Source organism: Streptomyces sannanensis, from assembly GCF_039536205.1.
In the GTDB taxonomy this organism is placed as follows: domain Bacteria; phylum Actinomycetota; class Actinomycetes; order Streptomycetales; family Streptomycetaceae; genus Streptomyces; species Streptomyces sannanensis.
Window position 1 is genome coordinate 2,796,612 of record NZ_BAAAYL010000001.1, and the last position, 26,233, is coordinate 2,822,844.

Consider the following 26,233-nt stretch of genomic DNA (forward strand, 5'->3'; position numbering starts at 1 on the left):
GCCTGCCGGATCGAACGACCGAGCGCTTTAGGGGGAGGCGCCTCGCGTGGCACCCGACGGAGGACTGGAACAACCGTGGATGCGCAGAGCCGTGGGCAGGCGGACGGCATGGACCCCGCCGACCAGTGGGTACTCAACCCCGACACCGGCAATTACGAACTGCGACTGGACAGTTCCCCAGAGCAGCCGAAGGTAAACCGCCCCCGCAGTGCCTCCCGCTCCAGATCCGCCGCCCACGGCCGGAAAGCCGCCTCTGACCGGGTCCCCGGCCAGCGCGGCCGCCGTGGCGCGAACGCCTCCGACGACAGCGCCGGCGGCGCCGGGCGGCGCAAACGCAAGCAGCAGAAGAGCGGCAAGAAGAAGAAAGCGCTGGTGTGGACCGGCGGCGTCATGGCCTTCGTCCTGGTTGGCGGCTCGGCCTTCGCGTATTACTGGTACGAGCGCCTCAACGGCAACATCAGCACGATTGACGTCGGTGACGCGGCCAACGGCAGCGCCATCAAGGACGGACCGATGAACATCCTGGTCATCGGCACCGACAAACGCACCGGCAAGGGCAACGAGGCCTACGGCGACAGGGACAACGCCACCGGCCACGCCGACACGACGATCCTCTTCCATGTCTCCGAGGACCGCACCAACGCAACCGCGCTGAGCATCCCCCGCGACCTCAAGACCGAAATCCCGGACTGCCCGACCAAGCAGCCGGACGGCTCGATCAAGGTCATCCCCGGTCAGTACACCAGGTTCAACGAATCCCTGGGCGTGAACGGCCGGGACCCGGGCTGCACCATGCGCACGGTCAAAAAGCTGACGGGACTGGATGTCGACCACTTCATGATGGTCGACTTCAACGCGGTCAAGACGCTTTCCACGGCGGTCGGCGGCGTCACGGTGTGCCTGGAGCAGCCCATCAAGGACGAAAAGTCGAAGCTCGATCTGCCTTCTGGTGAATCCAAGGTCATGGGCGAGCAGGCGCTGTCATTCGTCCGTAACCGGCACGGTCTGAAGAACGAGAGCGACCTGGACCGGATCGAGATGCAGCAGCAGTTCCTCGCGTCGATGATGCGGCAGCTGAAGGAAGACTCGCTGGACAGTCCGACGAAAATGCTCGACATTGCCGACGCGGCCACCGACGCCCTCACCGTGGACAAGGCGATTGGAAGCGCCAACAAGCTGATCACCCTCGCCAAGGAACTCAGCAAGATCGATCTGAAAAACATCACCCTCATGACGGTGCCGGTGGTCGACAACCCCGATGAGCCCGTCGGCAGGAAGGCGACGGTCGTTCTGAATCCGGTCGAGGCCCCGCCGGTCTTCAGCATGCTGCAGAACGACGTCTCCTTCACCGAAGTGAAGAAGAAGGAGAAGGACACCAAGAACAAGCAGGCCGCTCTGCTCAACGGCCCGCGCGCCGACGCCTCGGCAGTCCGTGTCGAGGTCCTCAACGGCGGCGCCCTGGGCGGGTCCGCTCAGAAGGTCTTGGAGTGGCTGCAGCTCAACAAGGGCGTCCAGAAGTCCAGCAACGGCGGAAACGCCCCCAAGGACCTCGCCAAGACGACCTTGGAGTACGCGCCGAACCAGGCCGACCAGGCCCGCGAGCTGGCGGACCTCATGGGCCTGCCCGCCACGGCGCTCAAGCCCGGTACCGCCGATGCCGCCGAGCTCACTCCGATGACGCTCACGCTCGGGGCGGACTTCAAGGGTGCCGGCGTGTCCATCGCTCCGCCGAAGAAAATACCGGACGTCAAGAAGTCTCATGCCAATGAGCAGAAGTGCGCCGGCAGCTGACGACACCCGGCCACCGGGCTGTACGAGTATCCGATTGATTTGACAGGGGGGACTGGTGGGACAGCGCACTGTGCGCGGGGAGGGCCCCGGCCGGCATCACGGCAGACGCGGCAAGCGGCGCATACTGCGCTGGACCGCGCTGACCGTCTCGGTGCTGATACTCGGCACCGGCGGCGCCGGATACCTCTATTACGAACACCTCAACGGCAACATCAAGAGGAAAAACCTCAACCTCGGCAACACGAAGATGGCCGATCACAAGGCCAACGCAGCCGGCCAGACCCCGCTGAACATCCTGCTCATCGGCTCGGACGCCCGGGACTCCGAGGAGAACAAGAAACTCGGCGGCGCGAAGAACACGTTCGACGGCCCGCCGCTGGCCGACGTGCAGATGCTCGTCCACCTCTCCGCGGACCGCAGCAACATGTCGGTCATCTCCATGCCCCGCGACACCATGCTGAAGATGCCCAAGTGCACCGCGGAGGACGGGACCGAATACAAGGCCACCACGCGCAGGATCCAGACGAACGAGAGCCTGAGCCGCGGCGGCCCGGGCTGCACGGTGGCCACCTGGTACGAGCTCACGGGCATCACCATCGACCACTTCATGTTGGTCGACTTCGCGGGTGTGGTCTCGATGGCAGACGCGATCGGCGGTGTCCCCGTCTGCGTCAAGGAAAACGTCCACTCCCGCAACAGCAAGGGCCAGGGCTCCGGCCTCAAGCTGGAGAAAGGCACGACCTACGTCAAGGGCAAGCAGGCCCTGCAGTGGCTGAGGACCCGCTACGGCTTCGAGGACGGCACCGACCTCGGCCGCACCCATGCGCAGCACATGTACATGAACTCGATGATCCGTGAACTGCGCAAGAACGCCAAGCTCACCAACCCGATCAAGCTGCGCAAGCTTGCCGAGGCGGCCACCGACACCCTCACCGTCGACGACAGAATCGACACGGTGAGCGATCTGCTCGGCCTGGGCGACGAGTTCAAGAAGGTCCCGACCGACCGGGTCACCATGACCACCATGCCGACGGTCCCCTACACGTACGACCGCAACCGGGTCGAGCCCACGCCCGGTGACGCCGAGAAGCTGTTCCGTTTGGTCCGCGAGGACATCCCGCTGGACGGCAAGGGCCTCAAGCAGAAGCCCAAGCCCCCGGAGTCCAAGGACCCGGTGGCGCCGACGGGAGAGATCGCCGTCACGGTGCAGAACGGCACGGGTGTCAACGGAGCGCTGGCCAAAGGCCGGTCCAGTGCGGTGGCCGGGGCACTCGGCGCGAAGGGTTTCTCCCTGGCCCGGTCCAGCAACCAGCTGACCCCGCAGGAGCGGACGACCGTCAGCTACCCCAGCGTCGGCCTCCAGGGTGACGCCGAGGCCGTCGCCAAGGCGCTGGGCATTCCGGTCGGCGCGGTGAAGAAGTCCACCGGCGTCACGGGCATCACCGTGGTTGTGGGAGCCGACTGGCGCGAGGGCACCACGTACCCGGAGCAGCCGGCTGACGACAACAAGACACCCTCGACGGCGCGCCCTCTGAACGCCTCCGAAAAAGGGGCCTGCATGGATGTGCAGCGCGGCTTCACCTGGTAGTCCTCGAACGCCTTGACGGCCGTCGTCGTCCTCCCACGCGGCCTGCCCTGACGACGAGTACGCCCCCAAGCAGCATGCTGGGGGCGTCCCGGCTCACTGGCCGACGAATCAGGCCGCCTGGCGCACGCTCGGTCGGCGGCTGGCGATGACCTTCTTCGCCAGCGAGCGCGGGCTGGTCAGGAAGCCGAAGCCCCAGGACATGTGCATCGTCGCCAGCGCCACCGGGATCTGCAGCCGTGCCTTCAGCGGCAGGCCCTCGCCGGCCGGGACCGAGCCCGCGGTGATCGCGGCCAGATAGCCGGCCGGGACGACGAAGCCCAGCGGGGTGAGCGTCGCGCCCACCACCAGGCCCGCGGCGATCGCGCAGACGGCGGCCGGCGGGGCGAGGTAGCGGAGGTTGATGGAGCCCTGGTGGTAGCGGGCCACCACATGGCGCCAACGACCGTAGTCCTTGTACTGCTTGGCCAGCGCGCGCACGCTCGGCCGCGGGCGGTACGAGACCCTCAGCTCCGGCGAGAACCAGATCAGCCCGCCCGCCTCACGGATGCGGAAGTTCAGCTCCCAGTCCTGGGCGCGGATGAACTCCTCATTGTAGCCGCCCTGCTGCTCCAGCGCCTCGCGCCGGAAGACACCCAGATACACGGTTTCCGCGGCGCCCGCCTGGCCGCCCGTGTGGAAGGCGGCGTTGCCCACGCCGATCTTCGAGGTCATGGCGGCGGCGACCGCGTGCTCCCAGTCGTTCTCGCCCTCGGCGTGCATGATGCCGCCGACGTTCTGCGCACCGGTCTCCTCCAGCAGGCGGACGGCGGTGGCGATGTAGTTCGGGGAGAGCATGCCGTGGCCGTCGACCCGCACCACGACCGGGTGACGGGACGCCTTGATCGCCGCGTTCAGTGCGGCGGGGGTGCGGCCGGTGGGGTTGGGCACGGTGTGCACCCGGCCCCAGGAATTCGATGCGGTCTCGCGCACCAGCTCGGCAGCGATCTCGTCGGTACGGTCCGTGGACGGGCCCAGTGCGATCACCACCTCCATCTCGCCCTCGTACTCCTGCTGGAGGATGGCGTGGACGGCACCACGGAGGTGTCGCTCCTCATTGAGGACCGGCATGATCACGGACACGGCGGGGTGCTGGGGCATGGGACCTCGGGGTACGGGGGTCGCCCCCCGGCAGACAACAGTATCGTCGGCCACGTTACCGCGAACGGGGGAACCGGACGCGCGCCCACCGGGCGCCGCGGAGTGGCGACGATCGTATGGACCTATGGTGCTCACGATCCCCCTGCCCCCGCGGAGGTGTACCCGTGCCCACGCCGCCCCGCCCGCGCCGCCATCCCGGTCGGTCCTCCCGCCCCCGGCACCGCGCCCCCCGCAGGAAGCGGACGGTGCGGCCCCACTGGGGTGCGCGGCTGGCGAAGACCCTCTCCGTACTCGTCCTGAGCGCGGGCGGGATCGGACATACCGTCCTGACGAGCCTGGACACCGGAATCGACCGGGTCGACCCCTTCAAGGACATGAAGAACCGCCCCGAGGGGGGCCACGGCATGAATGTCCTGGTGGTCGGCACCGACGGCCGCGACAAGATCACGGATGCTCAGCGGCGTGCGTACCGGCTGGGTGGAGCGCCCTGCCACTGCACCGACACGGTCATGCTGGTGCACATCTCGGACCAGCGGGACCGCGCGACCATCGTGAGTCTGCCGCGCGACAGCTACGCCGCGCTGCCCGAGCACACCGACCGGACCACCGGAAAGCACCACACGGCCCATGCGGTGAAGCTCAACGCCGTGTACGCCGAGGGCGGGCCGACGCTGACCGTACGCACTGTGGAACAGATGACCGGAGTGAAGATCGACCACTATCTGGAGGTCGACTTCACCAGCTTCATGAAGACGGTCGACGCGGTCGGCGGCGTAAAGATCTGCACCACCCACCGGATGAAGGACTCCTACACGGGCCTCGACCTGCCCGCCGGCACCCACCGGCTCGACGGCGGCCGGGCGCTTCAGTACGTACGCTCCCGGCACATCGACGCAGCGGCCGACCTCGGCCGGATGCAGCGCCAGCAGCGCTTCCTCGCCGCTCTCATCCAGAGCACGGCGAGCAGAGGCATCCTGCTGAACCCCGTGAAGCTCCGCGAGGTCGCCTCGACCCTGCTGGACTCCGTCCGCGCCGACGAGGGCTTTGGCGCGGGCGAACTGCTCGCCCTCGGCCAGGCCATGCGCGGTTTCAGCGCCGCCTCGTCGGAGTTCACGACCGTGCCCACCGGAAAAACGGACTATGTGGTCAAGGGCATCGGCTCGACCGTGAAATGGGACACCGCCAGGGCCGCGAGGCTCTTCCGGGCCCTGCGCGACGACAAGCCGCTCACCTCGCGGCCGTCGAAGTCGAAGGCCGGCACCCTCGTCGACGTCTCGCCGCAGCAGATCCGGGTCCAGGTCTACAACGGAACCCGGACGGACGGCCTGGGCAAGCGAGTCGACCTCGCGCTGCGCGCCACCGGTTTCCACACCACCCGAACCCCGCTGACCAGCAACCGGCGCGAGCTGAAGCGCACCCTCGTCGAGTACGACCCGAGATGGGACCGTTCGGCGAAGTCCCTGGCGGCCGCGCTTCCCGGCTGTGCGCTGAAGGAGGTGAAGGGGCAGGGCGGCACCTTCAAGGTGACGGCGGGCAGCGAGTACAAGGGCGTCAATCCGGTGCGGGCCGCAGACCCCCGTCAAGGAGAGTTCGGCGCGGTGACCGGCGACGAGGTCGTCTGCCCGTAACCGTGTGCCCGGCGGTTCCTGGTGCCGCGACCGGCAACGTTTACCCGTCAAGGAGCAGCGTCAGGTGCGTGCGGTCGCGAGGCGACCGAAGACCCTCCTGGCAACGCTACTCGGGTTTTCGGCCAACGCGGCGAGCGTGCGTGCCTGGGGGCACCCCCAGGGGTAGCCGGGGGAGCGTCGCGACGGGGCAAACGTTGCCGGGAGGGGCACTAGTCCTCGAAGCCCTCGGCGGCACGCTGCTCCCGCAGCTCCCTGATCGCACGCCGCCGGGCCAGCCGGTGCGTACGCCGGATCTGCGCCTCCTGGTAGCGGCGGTGGTCGCGGTCGGTCTCCGGGATCACCGGCGGTACGGTCCGGGGCTTGCCGTCACCGTCGACCGCGGTGAACACCAGATACGCGCTGCCCACCTGGGTCGCCGGCGTGGACTCGTTCCAGCGCTCGGCCAGGACCCGTACCCCGATCTCCATCGAGGTACGGCCCGTCCAGTTCACTTGCGCCTTCACATGAAGCAGGTCACCGACCCTGACCGGCTCCAGGAAGGCCATCTCGTCCATCGACGCGGTGACCGCGGGCCCGCCGGAGTGCCGGCCGGCGACCGCGCCCGCAGCGTCGTCGACCAACTTCATGATCACGCCGCCGTGCACGGTGCCCAGCAGATTGGTGTCGTGCGCGGTCATGATGTGCGAGAGCGTGGTGCGGGAGGCCGAGGTCGGCTTGCCCGGGAGATCTGTCATGCTCTCCACCATATGCGGCGGCATGTGCCTGGAACATTGCATCAGGACGGCAACAGCCGTGATCCCGTTCACCCCCCCGGCCTGTCGGAATGTCGGAGGGGGCCTGCACACTGGTCCGCATGAATGATTGGCCCGAGGGATGGACCGAGGACAACCGTGGGGACGGGTACGGAGGCGGCAGCGCAGACGCGCAGCCGGAAGGCGCCCGGGTCATGCGGCATGTGCAGCGCGGCCAGGTCCCACGGCCGGCCGGTGCGCCGCCGCGCCGGGCCTCCGTTCCGCCGCAGCCTCAGGGGTACGACGCCGGTGGATACGCGGAGGCGCCCGGCGGTCCGTACAACGGCGCGTACGACAGCGGCTACAACACCGGCCAGGTCTACGGCACCCCGTCCGGCCACGGCGGAGGTCACGGTGGCGGTCCCTCCGCCCGGCCCCCGCGCACCGGCCCCGCCCCCGACTGGCGCCGCCGTCTGAAGATCGGCACGATCGCCCTGGTCGTCGTCTTCCTCGGCGTCTCCATCGGCACGTACTTCTGGGCCGACTCCAAGCTGCGCCGCGAGGTCGACCTGTCCAAGGTCATCGACCGGCCGGAGGAGGGCAAGGGCACGAACTATCTGATCGTCGGCTCGGACAGCCGTGAAGGCATGTCCGCCGAGGAGAAGAAGAAGCTGCACACCGGCTCCGCCAAGGGCAAGCGGACCGACTCGATGATGATCCTGCACACCGGCGACAACGGCTCGACCCTGATATCGCTGCCACGCGACTCCTGGGTCACCATCCCGTCCTTCCGCGGCTCCGATTCCGGAAAGATGTACGACTCAAGGGGCGGCTCCAAGCTGAACGCCGCCTACGCCATGGACGGCCCCGAGTTGCTGGTCCGCACCGTCGAGTACAACACCGGCCTGCACATCGACCACTACGTCGAGATCGGCTTCGCCGGCTTCGCCAACATCGTGGACGCGCTCGGCGGTGTCGAGCTCGACATCCCCAAGGCCTTCAAGGACAAGAACTCGGGTGCCGACTTCCAGGCCGGCAAGCAGACCCTGAACGGCGAACAGTCCCTGGCCTTCGTCCGTACCCGCTACGCCTTCGCGGGCAGTGACCTGGACCGTACGAAGAACCAGCAGAAGTTCCTCGCTGCCCTGGCTGACCAGGCCGCCACCCCCGGCACGGTCCTCAACCCCTTCAAGTTCTACCCGGTGATGGGTGCCGGGCTCGACACGCTGATCGTCGACAAGGACATGGGCCTGTTCGATCTGGCCGACATGTTCTGGGCGATGAAGGGCGTCACCGGCGGCGACGGAAAGTCGATGAACATGCCGATCGCGGGCAGCGCGCCGCAGGGCTCCCTCAAGTGGGACATGCCGAAGGTGAAGGAGCTGGTGAAGGAGCTGCAGAACGACGAGAAGGTCACGGTCAGCGGCAACTGACCCCGCTCACGGGCAAGGGCCCCGCCGGTGGTAACGCCGACGGGGCCCTTCGCTGTCGTGTTCGGCGCAGTACGAAGCCGTCGGAGGCCGGACCGCCCGGTCCGAAGACGATCCCCCAGCCACCACGAAGGGCGCCCCGAAAGGCGCCCTTCGACTGCACAGCCCGTATGCGTTACGGCAAGTTACGCGCCATCACAATCCGCTGGACCTGGTTCGTGCCTTCGTAGATTTGCGTGATCTTGGCGTCGCGCATCATGCGCTCGACCGGATAGTCGCGGGTGTAGCCGTAGCCGCCGAGGAGCTGGACCGCGTCCGTGGTGATCTCCATGGCGACGTCGGAGGCGAAGCACTTGGCGGCGGCACCGAAGAAGGTGAGGTCGCCGTCGACGCGCTCGGACTTGGCGGCTGCCGAGTAGGTCAGCTGGCGGGCGGCCTCCAGCTTCATGGCCATGTCGGCGAGCATGAACTGGATGCCCTGGAAGTCGGCGATGGCCTTGCCGAACTGCTTGCGCTCCTGGACGTAGCCCTTGGCGTAGTCGAGGGCGCCCTGCGCGATGCCGAGGGCCTGGGCCGCGATGGTGATGCGGGTGTGGTCCAGGGTCTTCATCGCGGTCGCGAAGCCGGTGCCCTCCTCGCCGATCATGCGGTCGGCGGGGATGCGGACGTTGTCGAGGTAGACCTCGCGGGTCGGGGAGCCCTTGATGCCGAGCTTCTTCTCCGGGGCACCGAAGGAGACACCCTCGTCGGACTTCTCGACGACGAAGGCGGAGATGCCCTTGGAGCGCTTCTCCGGGTCGGTGACGGCCATGACCGTGTAGTACTCGGAGACGCCGGCGTTGGTGATCCAGCGCTTCACGCCGTTGAGGATGTAGTGGTCGCCGTCGCGGACCGCCTTGGTCTTCATACCGGCGGCGTCGGAACCGGCGTCCGGCTCGGAGAGGCAGTACGAGAACATCACGTTGCCCGCGGCGAGCGGGGCGAGGTACCGCTGCTTCAGTTCCTCGGAGCCGGAGAGGATCACCGGGAGCGAGCCGAGCTTGTTGACGGCCGGGATCAGGGAGGAGGAGGCGCAGACACGGGCCACCTCCTCGATCACGATCACGGTGGCGAGGGCGTCCGCGCCGGCGCCGCCGTAGTTCTCCGGGACATGGACGGCGTGCAGGTCGGAGGCGACCAGGGCATCCAGGGCCTCCTGCGGGAAGCGGCTCTCCTCGTCCACCTCTGCGGCGAACGGCGCGATCTTCGCCTCGGCGAGGGAGCGGACCGTATCGCGGAGCATCTCGTGCTCTTCGGACGGGCGGTACAGATCGAAGTCGGCCGATCCTGCCAAGGCGTCTCACTCCCCAAGGGTGTTAACTACCGTTAAGTAGCCCAATTTTAGTCGGCCGGTCGGCCGAAGGCATACGTGAGCTTGATGACAACGGCGGAAGCGTGCCCCTCGGGCGGCCCGGTTATGCTCGGGCGCGCAGTCCCGCCCTCCCGTCACCCGACCACCCCCCTCGACGACGGCGCTGCGCGCCGGCCCCATATTCCACAGGAGCACCACATGGCCCTCAAGATCACCGTGATCGGCACCGGCTACCTCGGCGCGACGCACGCCGCAGCCATGGCCGAGCTGGGGTTCGAGGTGCTGGGGCTCGATGTCGTTCCGGAGAAGATCGAGCTGCTGGCGTCGGGCCGGGTCCCGATGTACGAGCCGGGGCTCGAGGAGCTGCTGCGCAAGCATGTGGCCGGCCTCGAGGGATCGACGGGGCGGCTGCGCTTCACGACGTCCTGGGAGGAGGTCGGCGAGTTCGGCGATGTGCACTTCGTGTGCGTGAACACTCCGCAGAAGCACGGCGAGTACGCCTGCGACATGTCGTTCGTCGACGCGGCTTTCGAATCGCTGGCCCCGCGGCTGAAGCGGCCCGCGCTGGTCGTCGGCAAGTCCACCGTTCCGGTGGGCAGCGCGGCGCGGCTGGCCGGGCGGCTGGCGGAGCTGGCGCCGGCGGGTGCGGACGCGGAGCTCGCCTGGAACCCGGAGTTCCTGCGCGAGGGTTTCGCCGTGCGGGACACGCTGCACCCGGACCGGATCGTGGTCGGGGTCGAGAGCGAGCGGGCCGAGAAGCTGCTGCGCGAGGTGTACGCGACCCCGGTCGGGGAAGGGTCGCCGTTCGTGGTGACGGACTTCCCGACCGCCGAGCTGGTGAAGACCGCCGCGAACTCCTTCCTGGCGACGAAGATCTCGTTCATCAACGCCATGGCGGAGGTATGCGAGGCCGCCGACGGCGATGTGGTGAAGCTGGCCGAGGCGATCGGGCACGACGAGCGCATCGGGAAGAAGTTCCTGCGGGCCGGGGTCGGTTTCGGCGGCGGCTGCCTGCCGAAGGACATCCGGGCCTTCATGGCGCGGGCCGGTGAGCTGGGGGCCGACCAGGCGCTGACCTTCCTGCGGGAGGTCGACTCAATCAACATGCGGCGCCGCGGGCACATGGTGGAGCTGGCCCGCGAGGCCGTGGGCGGCGACTCCTTCCTGGGCAAGCGGGTGGCCGTGCTGGGCGCGACCTTCAAGCCGGACTCGGACGACGTACGGGACTCGCCGGCGCTGAATGTCGCCGGACAGATCCATCTGCAGGGCGGCCAGGTCACGGTCTACGACCCGAAGGGTATGGAGAACGCCCGCCGTCTCTTCCCGACGCTCGGGTACGCCCCGACCGCGCTGGACGCGGTGCGGGGCGCGGATGTCGTGCTGCATCTGACGGAGTGGCAGGAGTTCCGTGAGCTCGACCCGGCAGAGCTGGGTGCGGTGGCGGGCCGGCGGGTCGTGCTCGACGGCCGCAACGCGCTGGACCCGTCGCGCTGGCGCGAGGCCGGCTGGACGTACCGGGCGATGGGCCGTCCGCAGGCGTAGCGCCGGCACGGGGGTGCCGCCCTGCGCGCCTCAGCAGGCGCAGAGGCAGAACGGGTGGCCCGCCGGGTCGGCGTAGACGCGCCAGGCGCGGGCGCGGTCGCCCGTGTCCAGGGGCTTGGCGCCGAGCGCCAGCACCTTGGCCTCGGCCGCGTCCAGGTCCTCGACGGTCAGGTCGAGGTGGAACTGCTGCGAGGCGTCCGGCGCGGGCCACTTCGGCGGTACGTGGCCGGGGGCGGCCTGGAAGGCGAGGGGCGTGCCGCCGTGTCCCCTGAGCTCGACCCACCCTTCACCGTCCGCCTCGGTCTGCCCGCCCAGCAGCTCCGCATAGAAGGTGGCGAGCGCGGCAGGGTCGGGACAGTCCACTACGACGGTGCCCAGTGCGGCGATGGCCATGGTGCATCCTCCTCGATGCGCGAGAGTTACCGGTATTTCAAGTTAACCAGTAACCGTTACCGTATGCACCCCAATTGGCGGTAACAGCGCAAGTGTTCGGGGTAACGTCGCAACCATGAATGACAGGGCGCCCGCACCCGGAGGCCTCTCGCTGGTTGAGGACCTGGTCAACACGTTGAGCATCGAGACCGGCGTCGACGCCCTCGACACACCGGAGGGCCGGGCCGCGTTCGGGCTCGCCGAGCAGGATGTCGCCGCGGCGCGCGAACTGCGCGAGGCGCTGCGTGCCGCGTGTCTGGCGCATGCGGGGCACCGTGTGGCCGGGCGCTCCACGGCCGCCCTCGAACGGCTTCTCGCGGACGCCCCGCTGCTTCTCTCCGTCGACGGGGAGGGTGCCGCCATGCTCCGGCCCGCCGATCCGTCCGCCCTCGTCTCACGGGTCGCCGCCGCGATCGCCGTGGCGACGACCGACGGGACCTGGCTGCGGCTCAAGGCCTGCGAGGCGGAGGACTGCCACTGGGCGTACTACGACCGAAGCCCGGCCGGCCGCAGCCGCTGGTGCACCATGGCGGTCTGCGGCAGCCGGGCAAAGATGCGGGCGTACCGGTCCCGGCGTTCCGACGCCGCCCCCCGCAAGGCGTGAGTGTCGCCGAAGGGCGTGGGGAGGCGCCCCCAGGACATCGCGCCCCCAGGACATCGCGCCCCCAGGACATCGCGCCCCCAGGACATCGCGCCCCCAGGACATCGCGCCCCCGGCCTCCCGGCCGGGAGGCCGGTGACGGCCGGGGACGGCCGGGGACGGCCGGGTCAGGCGTCCAGGTCACCGATCGTCGCATTGGACGGGGCGTGGCGGGACTGGAGGTCCCGGGCGACGGCTTCGGCGTCGCGGAGAGCGCGGACCCCGTTCTCCCAGGTCAGTTTGGCGAGGTCAGAGCGCGACCAGCCGCGGGTGAGGAGTTCCGCGACGAGGTTCGGGTAACCCGCGACGTCCTCCAGGCCTGCCGGGGTGAAGGCCGTGCCGTCGTAGTCGCCACCGATGCCGATGTGGTCGATGCCGGCGACCTCGCGCATGTGGTCGAGGTGGTCGGCGACCGTGGCGGCAGTGGCCATGGGGCGCGGGGTGGCCTCCTCGAAGGCCCGCTGGACGGCCAGGCCCGCCTCGCTGAGGTCGAGGGGGTGGAATCCGTGCGCACGCATGTTGTCGTCGGCCGCCCGGGTCCAGGCGACGGCCTCCGGGAGGACGAACTTGGGTACGAAGGTCGCCATGGCGACGCCCCCGTTCGCCGGGAGCTTCTCCAGGACGTCGTCGGGGATGTTGCGGGGGTGGTCACAGACCGCCCGCGACGAGGAGTGGGAGAAGACGACCGGGGCCTTGGAGGTGGCCAGCGCGTCGCGCATGGTCGTGGCCGCCACGTGCGAGAGGTCCACCAGCATGCCGGTGCGGTTCATTTCCCGTACGACCTCGCGGCCGAAGGCCGTCAGGCCGCCTGCCCGTTCGACATCTGTGGCCGAGTCGGCCCAGTCGTTGTTGTCGTTGTGGGTCAGGGTCATGTACCGGACGCCCAGCGCGTGCAGCGCGCGCAGCGTGGCCAGCGAGTTGTTGATGGAGTGGCCGCCCTCGGCGCCCATGAGGGAGGCGATGCGTCCCTCGGCCCGCGCCGCCTCCATGTCGTCCGCGGTGAAGGCACGGACCAGGTCGCCCGGGTAGCGGGCGAGCAGCTGCCCGACGCAGTCGATCTGCTCCAGCGTGGCGCTGACGGCCTCGTCGCCGGCCAGGTCGGAGGGGACGTACACGGACCAGAACTGGGCACCGACGCCACCCGAACGCAGGCGGGGGATGTCGGTGTGCAGGACAGCGCTCTGGTCGGAGGCGATGTCGCGGCGCGACAGGTCGTAACGGACCTGTTCGCGCAGCGCCCACGGCAGGTCGTTGTGTCCGTCGACGACGGGGTGCTCGGCGAGCAGCTCCCGGGCCTCGGCGAGGCGCTCCGCCGCGCTCACTGGGCGAATCCGAAGGAGTTGGAGCCCTCGACCTTCTGGCGCAGGCGCTTGCCCTTCTCGGTGGCCTGGTCGTTCAGCTCCTGCTGGAACTCGCGCATCCGGTTCAGGAGGTCGCTGTCGTGCGCGGCGAGGACACGGGCCGCCAGCAGGCCGGCGTTGCGGGCACCGCCCACCGAGACCGTGGCGACGGGCACGCCGGCCGGCATCTGGACGATGGAGAGGAGCGAGTCCATGCCGTCGAGGTACTTCAGCGGCACGGGGACGCCGATCACCGGCAGCGGGGTCACGGAGGCGAGCATGCCCGGGAGGTGGGCGGCGCCGCCGGCGCCCGCGATGATCGCCTTGAGGCCGCGCTCGGCGGCGGCCTCACCGTACGCGATCATCTCGCGGGGCATCCGGTGCGCGGAGACGACGTCGACCTCGTACGGGATCTCGAACTCGTCCAGGGCCTGGGCCGCTGCCTCCATGACGGGCCAGTCGGAGTCCGAGCCCATCACGATGCCGACGAGAGGTGCGGTGCTCATTCGGTGATCGTTCCCCTGAGGTAGTCGGCGGCATGGCGGGCGCGCTCGCGCACATCGTCCAGGTCGTCGCCGTAGGTGTTGACGTGGCCGACCTTACGGCCGGGCTTCACATCCTTGCCGTACATGTGGATTTTGAGCTGCGGGTCGCGGGCCATGCAGTGCAGGTACCCCTGGTACATGTCGGGGTAGTCGCCGCCCAGGACGTTCGCCATGACCGTCCACTTCACGCGGGGGCGCGGATCACCGAGCGGCAGATCGAGCACGGCCCGCACATGGTTGGCGAACTGGGACGTCATCGCGCCGTCCTGGGTCCAGTGCCCGGAGTTGTGGGGGCGCATGGCGAGCTCGTTGACCAGGATGCGGCCGTCGGCCGTCTCGAACAGCTCGACCGCCAGATGGCCGACCACGCCGAGCTCCTCGGCGATGCGCAGCGCCAACTCCTGGGCCTGGCCCGCGAGCTCCTCGGGGAGATTCGGCGCGGGGGCTATCACGGTGTCGCAGACGCCGTTGACCTGCTGCGATTCCACGACCGGGTAGGACACGGCCTGGCCGGAAGGGGAGCGCACCACATTGGCGGCGAGCTCGCGCACGAAGTCGACCTTCTCCTCGGCGAGGACGGGGACTCCGGCGCGGAACGGCTCGGCGGCCTCGTCCTCGGAGCGTACGACCCACACGCCCTTGCCGTCGTAGCCACCGCGCACCGTCTTGAGGATCACGGGGAATCCCCCGGCCTCGGCGGCGAAGGCCACCGCGTCCGCGGGATCGCTGACGATCCGGTGGCGCGGGCAGGGTACGCCGATCGCGTCGAGCCTGGCGCGCATCACACCCTTGTCATGGGCGTGCACCAATGCGTCGGGCCCGGGGCGCACGGGGATGCCGTCCGCTTCCAGGGCCCGCAGATGCTCGGTCGGTACGTGCTCGTGGTCGAAAGTGATCACATCGCAGCCACGCGCGAACTCACGCAGCGTGTCCAGGTCGCGATAGTCGCCGACGACGACATCGTTGACCACCTGGGCCGCGGAGTCCTGTGGGGTGTCACTGAGAAGCTTGAATCTGATGCCGAGGGGGATACCCGCCTCGTGGGTCATGCGGGCGAGCTGACCGCCGCCGACCATGCCTACAACCGGGAACGTCACACCACCAGGGTATCCGCAGCTCCGAACCGCCTCGGGGCGTCTACCGGCACCGGACCCGGTCACCGCTTAGCATGACCCGCATGAGCGAACGGGGTTCACTGCGCGGACGGCTCCAACGACTCGCCCGCGAGGCCGCCAAGTTCGGCACAGTGGGCGCCTTCGGCTTCGTCGTCAACTTCCTCGTGTTCAACCTGTGCATGCACGTTCTCGGCCTCGCCGTGCTGCGCTCCGGGATCTTCGCCACCGTCGTCGCCATCGGCACGAACTACCTCGGCAACCGTTACTGGACGTACCGGGAGAGCGACAAGAACCGGCGGGCCCGCGAGCTCACGCTCTTCCTGTTCTTCAGTGGCATCGGCCTGGTGATCGAGAACGGCATCCTGGCGCTCTCCCACTACGGCTTCGGCTTCACCTCGACCATCGCCGACAACATCGCGAAGAACGTCGTGGGCCTCGGCATCGGCACGGTCTTCCGGTTCTGGTCGTACCGCAGCTGGGTGTTCGAGAAGACCGCGGTGCAGACCGCGGAGTCGTTCCTCGCGGATCCGTCCCGGTCCCGGCAGAGTTCCAGACACTGAGGGCTCAGCCGGTCACCGGATCGTCGCCGGGGGCTGCTCCCGCGTCCTTCTGCCCTGCGCCTCCCGGCTCAGGAACAGCGCGAAGACCGGCGGCTGCTGCTGGAGCATCTCCAGCCGGCCCCCGTCCGCCTCCGACAGGTCACGGGCCACCGCCAGACCGATGCCGGTGGAGTTGCGGCCGCTGATGGTCCGCTCGAAGATCCGCGCCCCCAGCTCGTGCGGTACGCCGGGCCCCTCGTCGGTGACCTCGACGACGGTCTGGTTGCCGGTGACCCGGGTGCGCAGCGCGACCGTGCCGCGGCCGTGCATCAGCGAGTTCTCGATGAGTGCGGCGAGCACCTGGGCGACCGCGCCCGGGGTGCCGACCGCCTGCAGCCCCTTCTTCCCGGACTGCACGATGGCGCGCCCTGCGCTGCGGGCGACCGGGCGCCACTCGTCCACCTGCTGCTGGACCACCTCGTCGAGGTCGAAGGCGACGGCCGAGCCGGAGCGCGGGTCACGCGCGTTCGTCAGCAGCCGTTCCACGACGTCGGTGAGCCGCTCGACCTGGGTGAGCGCCACCGTCGCCTCCTCCTTGACCGTGTCCAGGTCGTCGGTGGCGGAGATCTCCTCCAGTCGCATCGACAGCGCGGTCAGCGGCGTACGCAGCTGGTGCGAGGCGTCCGCGGCCAGCCGGCGCTCGGCGGTGAGCATCCGGCCGATCCGCTCGGCGGAGGCGTCGAGGACATCCGCGACCCGGTCCAGCTCGGGCACTCCGTACCGCTTGTGGCGCGGGCGCGGGTCGCCGGAGCCGAGCCGCTCGGCGGTCTCGGCGAGGTCGGTGAGCGGGGAGGCGAGCTTGTTCGCCTGTCGTACGGCCAGCAGTACGGCCGCGATGACGGCGAGCAGCGCCACTGCGCCGATGATCAGCATCGTGCGGCCGACCTCGGCGGTGACGGTCGAGCGGGACTCCTCGACGGTGACCGACTCGCCGCCTTCACCGTGGGCCGTCCCCCGGATGACCCCGCCCTCGGGCCGTACGCCGACCTCGATGGGCTTCCGGCCGGGGATCTCGATCCGGGCGTAACGGTTGGGGTCTATCTGCTGGGCCAGCACGTCCCGGTTGATCCGCTCCTCGCCGAGCAGCCGGCTCTCGACCGAGCTGATCAGGCGCAGCGCCTCGGAGTCCACGCTCTCCTGGGCGGTGCTGCTGATCGTGCGGGTCTCGACGATGACCAGCGACACGCCGAAGACGGCGACGACGACGAGCACCACGGCGAGTGTGGAGTTGATCAGACGGCGGCGCAATGTGCCCTCCGGGCAGGGTGGAACAGGTGCGGGGCGCCCAGGCGGGCAGGGGGTGTCTGACGGATCTCCGCGGCGTCGCGACGCCTGGCACCGCGACTCCCCGTAGCCCTCCGGGCACGGGAGGTGCCCCCGTCGTTGTCGTCGGTCGCCGATGTCCCCCAGCTACCTCCCCCAGCTACCGCTGGGGGTGCCCCCAGAGGTGCCCCCACCGCATGCGGTGCCCGCCGCGGAGCGGCTGATGTCACCGCAGCCGCTTCGCGGCGGGCCCTCCTCCGCCTTGCGATCGCAGGCACCACCGGGACACCAGCCGCTCCGCGGCGGGCGCTCCTTCCCCCACGGCGACCCATTCAGACACCCTCTAACTCTTCTCGAAGCGGAAGCCGACACCCCGGACGGTGGCGATGTAGCGCGGGTTGGCCGCGTCGTCGCCGAGCTTCTTGCGCAACCAGGAGATGTGCATGTCGAGGGTCTTCGTGGACGACCACCAGGTCGTGTCCCAGACCTCCCGCATCAGCTGATCGCGGGTGACGACCCGGCCGGCGTCCCGGACCAGTACCCGGAGCAGGTCGAACTCCTTGGCGGTGAGCTGGAGCTCCTCGTCGCCCATCCAGGCGCGGTGCGACTCGACGTCGATCCGCACCCCGTGGGTGGCGGGCTGCGGGCTCGGCTCCCCGGCGCCGCGCCGCAGCAACGCCCGTACCCGGGCGAGCAGTTCGGCGAGCCGGAAGGGCTTGGTGACGTAGTCGTCGGCCCCCGCGTCCAGGCCGACGACCGTGTCCACCTCGTCGGCGCGCGCGGTCAGGACGAGGATCGGCACGCCGTGGCCGTCCGCCCGCAGCCGCCGCGCCACTTCGAGTCCGTCCATGCCGGGCAGTCCCAGGTCGAGCACGACCAGGTCGACCCCACCCTGCAGTCCGGCGTCCAGAGCGCTTGGGCCGTCCTCACGGACCTCGACCTCGTAGCCCTCCCGACGGAGGGCGCGGGCCAGCGGCTCCGAGATGGACGCGTCGTCCTCTGCGAGCAGTACACGGGTCATGGAGTGATGGTAGTCCGCTCGGGCTACGGATCGTGAGGTGATCCACAGGGCCTGCGGGTCCGAGGCGAAGATCTATAAATCACCTTCGAATATGGTCCGCTGGTTCCATTTGACGCCTGTGATCCATCTCTCAAGTCCTTCCATATCCGGCACTGTCCTGTCGTATGGTGGCGAGCACGCCTGTAGCACTACTCGGGGGCCTTTGGCTGAACTATCCGGCCGGGGGTCTCCTTCTGCGTATGTCCGGCTCCGGCCGGCCGTCCGACAGTGAATGACCTGTGGGCCGGGCTTCGCGCGCCAGCGGCGCATGAGGCGTGGATCCCGGTGCGGACTGTCCCTTCGTCTCTCTCAGGAGCCGGACCCCTCTGGCGTGGGGGCGGGACACCTCGCCGCCGGTGCCGGCCTCCCTCACCGGGCAAACGCTCACGAGGCGTGCGGCCCGCCAGCACTCAAGGATCGACCAATGGCGTCCAGCCTGACGAAGGACCCGGCCAGCACCGCTGGCACCGGGAAGACCTTCTTCGGCCACCCGCGCGGCCTGGCCACGCTCTTCATGACCGAGATGTGGGAGCGCTTCAGCTACTACGGCATGAGGGCGCTGCTCCCGCTCTACCTGATCTCCGGCGGCGTCGACGCCGCCAAGGGATCGATGGACGGCGGCCTCGCGATGACCGCGGCCACGGCCACGGCCATCGTCTCCATCTACTCGGCGATGGTCTACCTGCTCGCCCTGCCCGGCGGCTGGTTCGGTGACCGCGTCTGGGGCCCGCGCAAGACGGTCACCGTCGCCGCCGTTGTGATCATGGCTGGTCACCTGTGCCTGGCGCTGCCCGGCCAGGCGTCCTTCTTCGTCGGCCTCGCGCTGGTGGCAGCAGGTTCCGGTCTGCTCAAGGCCAACATCTCGACCATGGTCGGCCACCTCTACGAAGGCCCGGACGACCCGCGTCGTGACGGTGGCTTCACCGTCTTCTACATGGGCATCAACATCGGTGCCTTCGTCGCGCCGCTGGTCATCGGCACCGTCGGCCAGACGTACAACTGGCACCTGGGCTTCGCTCTCGCGGCCGTCGGCATGGGCCTGGGTCTGACCCAGTTCCTCCTCGGCACCCGCCACCTGAGCGAGCGCAGCGACATCGTCCCGACGCCGCTGCCGGCCGAGGAGCGCCGCTCGATCCTGCGCAAGGGTCTGCTGTGGCTGGCCGCCTCCGTGGTCTTCTACGGCGTGGTCGTCCTCGCGGGGCTCTACACCCTCAACTGGGCGCTCGTCCCGATCACCGTCATCGGTCTGATCATCCCCGTCCTCGTCCTGGTGCGCATCAAGCGCGACAAGGACCTGGACAGCGCCGAGCAGTCGAAGATGTCCGGCTACATCTGGTTCTTCGCCGCCGCCGCGGTCTTCTGGATGATCTACGACCAGGGCGCCTCGACGATGGCGATCTTCGGTGAGACCAAGACGACCGGCCAGGTCTTCGGCATGGACTTCCCGGCCTCGTGGTTCCAGTCCATCAACCCGCTGTGCGTCATGGCGCTCGCCCCGGTCTTCGCCTGGGTGTGGGTCGCGCTGGCCCGCAAGGACCGGGAGCCGAGCACCGTGGTGAAGTTCGCCATGGGTCTGTGGCTCGTCGGTGCGTCCTTCATCGTCTTCGTCCTCCCGATGGCGACCGCGACGGGCGACACCAAGGTCAACCCGATGTGGCTGGTGTCCATCTACTTCATCCAGACCGTCGGTGAGCTGTGCCTCTCCCCGGTCGGCCTCTCCGTGACGACGAAGATGGCGCCGAAGAAGTACGCCAGCCAGATGCTGGGTGTCTGGTTCCTCGCCGTCACCGCCGGCGACTGCATCACCTCGCTGCTGGCTCTGGCGGGCTTCGACCTGAACGGGACCACCATGGTCGGCATCGAGGGCGCGCTCGCCATCGTCGCCGGTATCGCGGTCTTCATGTACCGCAAGAAGGTCAAGGCGCTCATGGGCAACGTCCACTGACGCAGCTCACGCACCGACGAGGGCCGCCGCACCCAGGGGGTGCGGCGGCCCTTCGCTCTTGTCCACGGGCGGCGCCACGTGGGTACGCCGGCCGAGAGAACCCGCGCTACGCGGGCGCGGCGAGCTCCGCCCAGACCGTCTTGCCGGGCACACCCGGCCGCCGTACGACCCCCCAGTCCAGGCACAGTCGCTGCACGATGAACATGCCGTGCCCGCCGGGCCGCCCCGCCCGGTGCGGGGTGCGCGGCGCCGGCTGGCCCGCGCCGCGGTCGGTGACCTCCAGCCGGAGCACCTTGGCGTCGCAGGTGAGGCGCAGCTCCTCCGGGCCCTCCGCGTGCAGACAGGCGTTGGTGACCAGCTCCGAGACGACCAGCAGGACATCCTCGGCGGCGGCCCTGCGGTCGGCGGTCGCCGCGGGCAGCCAGCCCCATTGGTGCAGCGACTGCCGGGTGAAGTCACGGGCGAGCGGAACGATGCCCTCGGCTTCGCTCAGCGTGAGGACGCGGTGCCGGTCGGCGTACGACCCCGCTCCCCCCAGGTCGTCGCCCGGCGGATGCTGCCGGGTGGTGCTCATCAGCGCTTCACCTCACCGATTCACCGGTTGTCGATACGGATTCCGTCTGGCCGCGGATTCTGGGGTCGCCTGCCCGGCCTGATCGTGACGACACTTTCCCGCCCCTGTGATCTGTCACGGGCGGGGGGCGGCGGTCAGCCGTCGGACAGTGCCGTTTCGAGCGAGTCGTGCACGGTGAAGACCGCGCCCGCTCCGGTGATCTCGAAGACCCTGGCCACCATGGGCAGCATCCCGGCCAGATGAACCCCGCCCCCGGCCGCCTCGGCGCGCAGCCGGGCCCCGAGCAGCACATTGAGTCCGGTGGAGTCGCAGAACTCCAGCCCGGAACAGTCCACGACCAGGCGCGTACGGCCCTGTTCGACCGCGTCCTCCAGCGGAACCCTGAGCAGATCCGCGCTGCTGTGGTCGAGCTCACCCACCGGGGCCACGATCTCGCTCCGCCCCTCGGTGCGAACGGTGACCCGGAGTCGGCCCCGGTTCACACTGCCGACCGTTCCGCGGTCCATGCCGCCCCTCTTCGCCGTTCCGTCGCTGCCACTGCCGTCGTTGACGCGTGAAGAACATTACGCCTTCGCAGCGACGCTCGGCACCCAAACTCCCATATAAATGCGACATATATGGACATTCGTCACTTGCAACTGCCCATGGGGAGCGGGTAGGCGTAGTAGGGACAACTCTTCACACGGCCGGCTTCGGAGGCGCCGCACACCGCGAACGACACGATGGAGGAGATCCATGTCACCCCGGCTCGGCGAATCGCACCCTGCGACGTCGGCAACGCACCACCCCGAAATCAACGCGGGCCTCGAAGGACTTGAGGGTCTTCCCGAGATCCCCCCGTACGACCAGGTGGGCGCTCTGGACGCCAGGGCCCTGTCGAAGACGCTCTTCGGACGCCTCGACTCCCTGGAAGAGGGCACACACGAATACGCGTACGTCCGCAACACGCTGGTCGAACTCAACCTGGCCCTGGTGAAGTTCGCCGCCGCGCGCTTCCGCTCCCGCAGCGAGCCGATGGAGGACATCGTCCAGGTCGGCACCATCGGCCTGATCAAGGCGATCGACCGCTTCGACCTGAGCAGGGGCGTCGAGTTCCCGACCTTCGCGATGCCGACCATCATCGGCGAGATCAAGCGCTTCTTCCGCGACACCTCCTGGTCCGTGCGTGTCCCGCGACGGCTCCAGGAACTGCGCCTGGACCTCGCCAGGGCCGGGGACGACCTCGCCCAGCGGCTCGACCGCGCCCCCACCGTGGGCGAACTCGCGGCAGAGCTCGGCATTCCCGAGGACGAGGTCGTCCAGGGCATGGCGGCGAGCAACGCGTACACCGCGAGTTCCCTCGACGCCCAGCCCGAGGAGGACGACACCGAGGGCGCGCTGGCGGACCGTATCGGCTACGAGGACCATGGACTCGAAGGCATCGAATACGTCGAGTCGTTGAAGCCGCTGATCGCCGGACTCCCCGCCCGGGAGCGGAAGATCCTCTCACTGCGGTTCTTCGCCGGGATGACCCAGTCGGAGATCGGCGAGGAGCTCGGCATCTCGCAGATGCATGTCTCACGGCTGCTGTCACGCACACTGCGCAGGCTGCGCAAAGGCCTGACCACGGAGGACTGAACGCGGCGCTCCGGCGACGGCGGCCGACCGGCGCTCGTCGGAGCGCCGTAGCCACCGCCTCCACGTCATCGGGCGATGCGCTCGCCGCGCCGCCAGACCTCGGTGACCAGGGGCACACCCGGGCGGTACGCCAGGTGGACATGGCTCGGGGCGTCGAGCAGGGCCAGGTCGGCGCGGGCGCCCGGGCCGACACGGCCGATGTCGGTACGGCGCAGGGCCGCCGCGCCGCCGGCCGTGGCGGACCAGACCGCCTCGTCCGGCGTCATCCGCATGTCCCGTACGGCAAGGGCGACGCAGAACGGCATCGAGGATGTGAAGGACGACCCCGGGTTGCAGTCCGTGGACAGCGCGACCGTCACCCCCGCATCGAGCAGGCGGCGTGCGTCCGGCCACTCGGCCCGCGTCGAGAACTCCGCGCCGGGGAGAAGCGTGGCGACCGTGCGGCTGTTCGCGAGCGCGTCCACGTCCTCCTGGGTCAGATGGGTGCAATGGTCGGCGGACGCCGCGTCGAGCTCGACGGCGAGCTGCACGCCCGGGCCGTAGCCGAGCTGGTTGGCGTGCACCCGGGGGTGCAGGCCCTTCGCCTTGCCGGCGGTGAGGATGGCGCGCGCCTGGTCGCCGTCGAAGGCGCCCTTCTCGCAGAACACGTCGACCCAGCGGGCGTGCGGTGCGCACGCGTCCAGCATGTCGCCGGTGACGAGCTCCACGTACGCCGCCGGGTCGTCGGCGTAGTCGGGCGACACGATGTGCGCGCCGAGGTACGTCACCTCGTCGGTGTGCCGCGCGGCGATGCGCAGGGCGCGGGCCTCGTCGTGGGTGGTGAGCCCGTAGCCGGACTTGGTCTCGAAGGTGGTGGTTCCCTGACGGAGCGCCTCGTCGAGATAGCGCAGGAGGTTGGCCTCCAGCTCCTCGTCGGACGCGGCACGGGTGGCGGCGACGGTGGTCCGGATACCACCGGCGGTGTAACTCCGGCCCGACATCCGGGCGTTGAACTCCTGGGTACGGTCGCCGGCGAAGACGAGGTGCGAGTGCGAGTCCACGAAACCGGGGATGACGGCCCGGCCCTCGGCGTCGACCCGATTGTCAGTGGCGGGTGCTTTGCTTGATTCACCGACCCAGACGATGCGGTCGCCGTCGATGACGACGGCCGCGTCCTGGATCAGGCCGAGAGGGGTTCCGTCACCGAGGGAGGGGTCGTTGGTGACCAGACTGGCGATGTTGACGATGGCGGTGGTGACCGTCGCCACAGGGCTGTTCGTGCTCGTGGGGGTGGAGGTCGCCGGGGGGTTGTTCATTGCCGCGGGGCCGGTGTTCATGATGAGAGGTCTCTCCTTCAGCCGCGCAGGGCGGCGATCGAGTCCGCGAGGGCCCGGGGTACGTCCGGTACGAGCTGGTGGACCCCGTCTCGTACGACATGGCGGCCACCCACGATCGTGTGCCGGATGTCTGACGCCGACGCTGCGAATACCGCCGTCTCGGCTGCCAGACGCGGCAGGGGTCCCGCTGTCCTGACCGATTCCAACGCGATCGTCGTCAGATCGGCGAGCGCGCCCGCCTGGATCCGGCCCGCCTCGTCCCAGCCCAGGGCCGCGTGGCCGTCGGCCGTGGCGGCGCGGAGCAGGGCGTTCGCGGTCCAGTGCCCGCGGGTGCGGGTGCGCAGGCGTTCGTCCAGTTCCATCGCCCGGGCCTCTTCGAGCAGGTCGATCACCGCATGGCTGTCGCTGCCCAGCGAGAGCGGCGAGCCCGCGCGCTGAAGGGCGACGGCGGGGCCGATGCCATCGGCCAGGTCGCGTTCCGTGGTGGGGCACATGCATGTGCCCGTGGTGGTACCACCCAGCAGCGCGATGTCCTCGTCGGTGAGGTGGGTGTTGTGCACACCCGTGGTGCGCGGGCCCAGCACCCCGTGGTCGGCGAGCAGCCGGGTGGGGGTGACCCCGTGCGCGGCGAGGCAGGCGTCGTTCTCCGCTGTCTGTTCGGAGAGGTGGACGTGGAGCGGGACACGGCGGGCCTCGGCCCACCGCGCCACCGTGGACAGCTGATCCGCGGGCACGGCCCGTACGGAGTGGATGGCCGCGCCGATACGGGCGTGCTCACGGTCCTTGAGGAGCGACGCGCGCTCCGCCCAGGCCTCGGCGGTGCCGTCGGAGAAGCGCAGCTGGTGCTGGTTCGGGGCTTCCCCGAAGCCGGAGGAGAGGTACGCCGTGTCGAGCAGCGTGATCCGGATGCCCGCGTCGGCGGCGGCCGCGATCAGCGCCTCGCCCATGGCGTTGGGATCGGCGTAGGGGGCGCCGCCGGGCGCGTGGTGGAGGTAGTGGAACTCACCGACGGAGGTGATCCCGGCGAGGGCCATCTCGGCGTACACCGCTCTGGCGAGCGCGTGGTACGCGTCCGGCGTCAGCCGGGAGGCGACCTGGTACATCACCTCGCGCCAGGTCCAGAAAGTACCGCTGCCCACCTGGACGGTGCCGCGCAGGGCGCGGTGGAAGGCATGGCTGTGGGCATTGGAGAGACCGGGGATCGTCAGTCCGCGCAGGACCTCCGCGCCGGGCGGCGGGGCCTCCACCCCGGTGCGGATCGCCGTGATACGGCCGTCGGCCACATCGAGGGCCACGCCCGGCTCGACCCGGTCGCCGAGCCAGGCGTGCTCCAGCCAGTACGTCGTCACCTGCACGCCAGCCCTTCCAGTACGTCGGCGAGTGCGAGGACCCCGGCGACACAGTCGTCCTCGGCCGCGAATTCGGCCGGGGAGTGCGAGACGCCCGTGGGGTTGCGTACGAACAGCATGGCGGTCGGGATCGACCCGGAGAGAATTCCGGCGTCGTGTCCCGCGCCCGTACCGAGGACGGGAACCTGCCCGCCCAGGATCTTGGCGAGTTCGTCGCGCAGGGCGTGCTCGAACTCCACGACCGGGGTGAACGACTCGCGTACGACCGTCAGATCCACGCCGTCGCGCTCGGCCCGCTCCTTCGCGGCCTGCTCGATCGCGGCGACGACCGTGTCCAGCGTGGACTGGTCGGCGGCCCGGGAGTCCAGCCAGCCGCGGACGAGGGAGGGGATGGCGTTGACGCCGTTGGGCTCGACGGCCACCTTGCCGAAGGTGGCCAGGGCGCCCGCGAGTTCGGCCTCACGGCGGGCGGCGAGGACCGTCTCGGCGTAGGTGAGCATCGGGTCGCGCCGGTCCGCCAGCCGGGTCGTACCGGCGTGGTTGGCCTCGCCCGCGAAGTCGAAGCGCCAGCGGCCGTGCGGCCAGATGGCACTCGCGATGCCGACCGCGTCCCCGGACAGGTCGAGGGCTCGCCCCTGCTCGACGTGGACCTCGACGAACGCACCGATGCGGGCGAGACGTTCGGGGTCCGGGCCGAGGGCGGAGGGGTCGTACCCGGCCTTCTCCATCGCCTGCGGCAGGCTGATCCCGTCGGCGTCACGCAGCCGGTGCGCGGCCTCGACGGTCAGCTGCCCGGCGGTGAGCCGTGAGCCGACACAGGCGAGGCCGAAGCGGGCACCTTCCTCGTCGCCGAAGTTGGTGATCGCGAGCGGTCTGGTGAACGCCACTCCCCTGCGCCGGAGTTCGTCGAGCGCGGCAAAGGAGGACACGACGCCGAGGGGGCCGTCGAAGGCCCCGCCGTCCGGTACGGAGTCCAGGTGGGAGCCGGTGACCACGGCGTCCCCGGCGGCGACGTCTTCATATGTCGCAGCACCGAGCCAGGCCCACTGGTTTCCGTTGTGGTCGACCTCGTAGGTCAGTCCGCGGGCCTCGGCCTGCGTGCGGAACCAGTCCCGGCACTCGACGTCGGCGCCGGTCCAGGCGTAGCGGCGATACCCGCCGCTGTCCGCGTTGCGCCCGATGGGGCGCAGATCGGCCCACATCTCGTGGAACGAGGGCGCGGCCCCCACCGGGGCGGCAC

23 protein-coding genes are annotated in these 26,233 nt (G+C 69.6%); 9 read left to right on the top strand and 14 right to left on the bottom strand.

All coding sequences use genetic code 11. From position 1 onward, the window contains the following. Positions 1 to 75 precede the first annotated feature (75 nt). Positions 76 to 1,791 (top strand): LCP family protein, encoded by a 1,716-nt coding sequence (locus ABD858_RS13075; protein WP_345036854.1) that lies wholly within the window; start codon positions 76 to 78, stop codon positions 1,789 to 1,791. Positions 1,792 to 1,846: 55 nt separating this feature from the next. After that, entirely contained in the window at positions 1,847 to 3,379 is a 1,533-nt protein-coding gene (locus tag ABD858_RS13080; RefSeq protein WP_345036857.1) for an LCP family protein, read from the top strand. Positions 3,380 to 3,487: 108 nt separating this feature from the next. On the opposite strand, the gene ABD858_RS13085 is transcribed toward ABD858_RS13080, so the two are convergent. After that, positions 3,488 to 4,516, bottom strand: a complete 1,029-nt coding sequence (locus ABD858_RS13085) for a glycosyltransferase family 2 protein (RefSeq protein WP_345036859.1) — start codon at positions 4,514 to 4,516, stop codon at positions 3,488 to 3,490. 164 nt (positions 4,517 to 4,680) lie between these two features. Between ABD858_RS13085 and ABD858_RS13090 the strand changes: the two genes are divergently transcribed. After that, complete coding sequence (locus ABD858_RS13090) at positions 4,681 to 6,144, top strand: LCP family protein (protein WP_486389245.1); 1,464 nt, start codon at positions 4,681 to 4,683, stop codon at positions 6,142 to 6,144. 209 nt (positions 6,145 to 6,353) lie between these two features. Here ABD858_RS13090 and ABD858_RS13095 read toward each other — a convergent pair whose 3' ends face one another. Next, positions 6,354 to 6,878, bottom strand: coding sequence for an acyl-CoA thioesterase (locus ABD858_RS13095; protein ID WP_345036864.1), 525 nt, complete (start codon positions 6,876 to 6,878; stop codon positions 6,354 to 6,356). Positions 6,879 to 6,997: 119 nt separating this feature from the next. On the opposite strand from ABD858_RS13095, the gene ABD858_RS13100 reads away from it, so the two are divergent. Continuing rightward, a complete protein-coding gene (locus tag ABD858_RS13100; protein ID WP_345036866.1) occupies positions 6,998 to 8,308 on the top strand; it encodes an LCP family protein in 1,311 nt (436 codons plus the stop codon). Between the two features lie 172 nt (positions 8,309 to 8,480). Here the strand turns inward: ABD858_RS13100 and ABD858_RS13105 are convergent, their stop codons facing one another. Further along, positions 8,481 to 9,638, bottom strand: a complete 1,158-nt coding sequence (locus ABD858_RS13105; protein WP_345036869.1) for an acyl-CoA dehydrogenase — start codon at positions 9,636 to 9,638, stop codon at positions 8,481 to 8,483. 216 nt (positions 9,639 to 9,854) lie between these two features. On the opposite strand from ABD858_RS13105, the gene ABD858_RS13110 reads away from it, so the two are divergent. Next, entirely contained in the window at positions 9,855 to 11,198 is a 1,344-nt protein-coding gene (locus ABD858_RS13110) for a UDP-glucose dehydrogenase family protein (protein WP_345036871.1), read from the top strand. 30 nt (positions 11,199 to 11,228) lie between these two features. Here the strand turns inward: ABD858_RS13110 and ABD858_RS13115 are convergent, their stop codons facing one another. Beyond that, the gene (locus tag ABD858_RS13115; RefSeq protein WP_345036873.1) at positions 11,229 to 11,591 is read right to left on the bottom strand and encodes a VOC family protein; all 363 of its coding nucleotides are present in this window, start codon (positions 11,589 to 11,591) and stop codon (positions 11,229 to 11,231) included. Positions 11,592 to 11,706: 115 nt separating this feature from the next. Here ABD858_RS13115 and ABD858_RS13120 point away from each other — a divergent pair, with 115 nt between their 5' ends. Continuing rightward, the gene (locus ABD858_RS13120) at positions 11,707 to 12,234 is read left to right on the top strand and encodes a CGNR zinc finger domain-containing protein (RefSeq protein ID WP_345036876.1); all 528 of its coding nucleotides are present in this window, start codon (positions 11,707 to 11,709) and stop codon (positions 12,232 to 12,234) included. Positions 12,235 to 12,398: 164 nt separating this feature from the next. Here ABD858_RS13120 and ABD858_RS13125 read toward each other — a convergent pair whose 3' ends face one another. From ABD858_RS13125 to ABD858_RS13135, 3 genes are read right to left on the bottom strand one after another with little or no spacing between them, the layout of a single operon-like run. Then, complete coding sequence (locus ABD858_RS13125; RefSeq protein ID WP_345036878.1) at positions 12,399 to 13,592, bottom strand: dipeptidase; 1,194 nt, start codon at positions 13,590 to 13,592, stop codon at positions 12,399 to 12,401. Continuing rightward, positions 13,589 to 14,116, bottom strand: a complete 528-nt coding sequence (gene purE, locus ABD858_RS13130; RefSeq protein ID WP_345036880.1) for a 5-(carboxyamino)imidazole ribonucleotide mutase — start codon at positions 14,114 to 14,116, stop codon at positions 13,589 to 13,591. Before purE ends, ABD858_RS13125 begins: the two co-directional genes overlap by 4 nt. After that, complete coding sequence (locus tag ABD858_RS13135) at positions 14,113 to 15,252, bottom strand: 5-(carboxyamino)imidazole ribonucleotide synthase (RefSeq protein ID WP_345036882.1); 1,140 nt, start codon at positions 15,250 to 15,252, stop codon at positions 14,113 to 14,115. The genes purE and ABD858_RS13135 overlap by 4 nt, the downstream gene beginning before the upstream one ends. Before the next feature lie 80 nt (positions 15,253 to 15,332). Here ABD858_RS13135 and ABD858_RS13140 point away from each other — a divergent pair, with 80 nt between their 5' ends. Next, positions 15,333 to 15,830 (top strand): GtrA family protein, encoded by a 498-nt coding sequence (locus ABD858_RS13140; RefSeq protein ID WP_345036884.1) that lies wholly within the window; start codon positions 15,333 to 15,335, stop codon positions 15,828 to 15,830. A 12-nt stretch (positions 15,831 to 15,842) separates the two neighbouring features. Here ABD858_RS13140 and ABD858_RS13145 read toward each other — a convergent pair whose 3' ends face one another. Next, the gene (locus tag ABD858_RS13145; protein ID WP_345036886.1) at positions 15,843 to 17,117 is read right to left on the bottom strand and encodes an ATP-binding protein; all 1,275 of its coding nucleotides are present in this window, start codon (positions 17,115 to 17,117) and stop codon (positions 15,843 to 15,845) included. A 358-nt stretch (positions 17,118 to 17,475) separates the two neighbouring features. Beyond that, entirely contained in the window at positions 17,476 to 18,153 is a 678-nt protein-coding gene (locus ABD858_RS13150) for a response regulator transcription factor (protein WP_345036888.1), read from the bottom strand. Positions 18,154 to 18,616: 463 nt separating this feature from the next. On the opposite strand from ABD858_RS13150, the gene ABD858_RS13155 reads away from it, so the two are divergent. Next, a complete protein-coding gene (locus ABD858_RS13155; RefSeq protein WP_345036890.1) occupies positions 18,617 to 20,137 on the top strand; it encodes a peptide MFS transporter in 1,521 nt (506 codons plus the stop codon). Between the two features lie 106 nt (positions 20,138 to 20,243). On the opposite strand, the gene ABD858_RS13160 is transcribed toward ABD858_RS13155, so the two are convergent. Further along, positions 20,244 to 20,711, bottom strand: coding sequence for an ATP-binding protein (locus ABD858_RS13160; RefSeq protein WP_345036893.1), 468 nt, complete (start codon positions 20,709 to 20,711; stop codon positions 20,244 to 20,246). 134 nt (positions 20,712 to 20,845) lie between these two features. Beyond that, positions 20,846 to 21,217, bottom strand: a complete 372-nt coding sequence (locus tag ABD858_RS13165) for an STAS domain-containing protein (RefSeq protein ID WP_345036895.1) — start codon at positions 21,215 to 21,217, stop codon at positions 20,846 to 20,848. A gap of 229 nt (positions 21,218 to 21,446) precedes the next feature. Between ABD858_RS13165 and ABD858_RS13170 the strand changes: the two genes are divergently transcribed. Next, entirely contained in the window at positions 21,447 to 22,328 is an 882-nt protein-coding gene (locus tag ABD858_RS13170) for an RNA polymerase sigma factor SigF (protein WP_345036897.1), read from the top strand. A gap of 65 nt (positions 22,329 to 22,393) precedes the next feature. Here the strand turns inward: ABD858_RS13170 and hutI are convergent, their stop codons facing one another. From hutI to ABD858_RS13185, 3 genes are read right to left on the bottom strand one after another with little or no spacing between them, the layout of a single operon-like run. Further along, positions 22,394 to 23,623: an imidazolonepropionase gene (gene hutI / locus ABD858_RS13175; protein WP_345044485.1), complete on the bottom strand. Its 1,230-nt coding sequence runs from the start codon at positions 23,621 to 23,623 to the stop codon at positions 22,394 to 22,396. Between the two features lie 38 nt (positions 23,624 to 23,661). Next, positions 23,662 to 24,999, bottom strand: a complete 1,338-nt coding sequence (locus ABD858_RS13180) for a formimidoylglutamate deiminase (RefSeq protein ID WP_345036900.1) — start codon at positions 24,997 to 24,999, stop codon at positions 23,662 to 23,664. Then, a complete protein-coding gene (locus tag ABD858_RS13185) occupies positions 24,990 to 26,195 on the bottom strand; it encodes an allantoate amidohydrolase (RefSeq protein ID WP_345044486.1) in 1,206 nt (401 codons plus the stop codon). The genes ABD858_RS13180 and ABD858_RS13185 overlap by 10 nt, the downstream gene beginning before the upstream one ends. Between the last annotated feature and the right edge of the window lie 38 nt (positions 26,196 to 26,233).

What these genes read in the sequence shown, in the direction of transcription:
- ABD858_RS13085 (WP_345036859.1), bottom strand. Translation starts at nt 4,516, where the DNA reads ATGCCCCAGCACCCCGCCGTGTCCGTGATCATGCCGGTCCTCAATGAG.
- ABD858_RS13095 (WP_345036864.1), bottom strand. Translation starts at nt 6,878, where the DNA reads ATGACAGATCTCCCGGGCAAGCCGACCTCGGCCTCCCGCACCACGCTC.
- ABD858_RS13100 (WP_345036866.1), top strand. Translation starts at nt 6,998, where the DNA reads ATGAATGATTGGCCCGAGGGATGGACCGAGGACAACCGTGGGGACGGG.
- ABD858_RS13110 (WP_345036871.1), top strand. Translation starts at nt 9,855, where the DNA reads ATGGCCCTCAAGATCACCGTGATCGGCACCGGCTACCTCGGCGCGACG.
- ABD858_RS13115 (WP_345036873.1), bottom strand. Translation starts at nt 11,591, where the DNA reads ATGGCCATCGCCGCACTGGGCACCGTCGTAGTGGACTGTCCCGACCCT.
- ABD858_RS13120 (WP_345036876.1), top strand. Translation starts at nt 11,707, where the DNA reads ATGAATGACAGGGCGCCCGCACCCGGAGGCCTCTCGCTGGTTGAGGAC.
- purE (WP_345036880.1), bottom strand. Translation starts at nt 14,116, where the DNA reads ATGAGCACCGCACCTCTCGTCGGCATCGTGATGGGCTCGGACTCCGAC.
- ABD858_RS13140 (WP_345036884.1), top strand. Translation starts at nt 15,333, where the DNA reads ATGAGCGAACGGGGTTCACTGCGCGGACGGCTCCAACGACTCGCCCGC.
- ABD858_RS13150 (WP_345036888.1), bottom strand. Translation starts at nt 18,153, where the DNA reads ATGACCCGTGTACTGCTCGCAGAGGACGACGCGTCCATCTCGGAGCCG.
- ABD858_RS13155 (WP_345036890.1), top strand. Translation starts at nt 18,617, where the DNA reads ATGGCGTCCAGCCTGACGAAGGACCCGGCCAGCACCGCTGGCACCGGG.
- ABD858_RS13160 (WP_345036893.1), bottom strand. Translation starts at nt 20,711, where the DNA reads ATGAGCACCACCCGGCAGCATCCGCCGGGCGACGACCTGGGGGGAGCG.
- ABD858_RS13165 (WP_345036895.1), bottom strand. Translation starts at nt 21,217, where the DNA reads ATGGACCGCGGAACGGTCGGCAGTGTGAACCGGGGCCGACTCCGGGTC.
- ABD858_RS13170 (WP_345036897.1), top strand. Translation starts at nt 21,447, where the DNA reads ATGTCACCCCGGCTCGGCGAATCGCACCCTGCGACGTCGGCAACGCAC.
- hutI (WP_345044485.1), bottom strand. Translation starts at nt 23,623, where the DNA reads ATGAACAACCCCCCGGCGACCTCCACCCCCACGAGCACGAACAGCCCT.
- ABD858_RS13185 (WP_345044486.1), bottom strand. Translation starts at nt 26,195, where the DNA reads ATGTGGGCCGATCTGCGCCCCATCGGGCGCAACGCGGACAGCGGCGGG.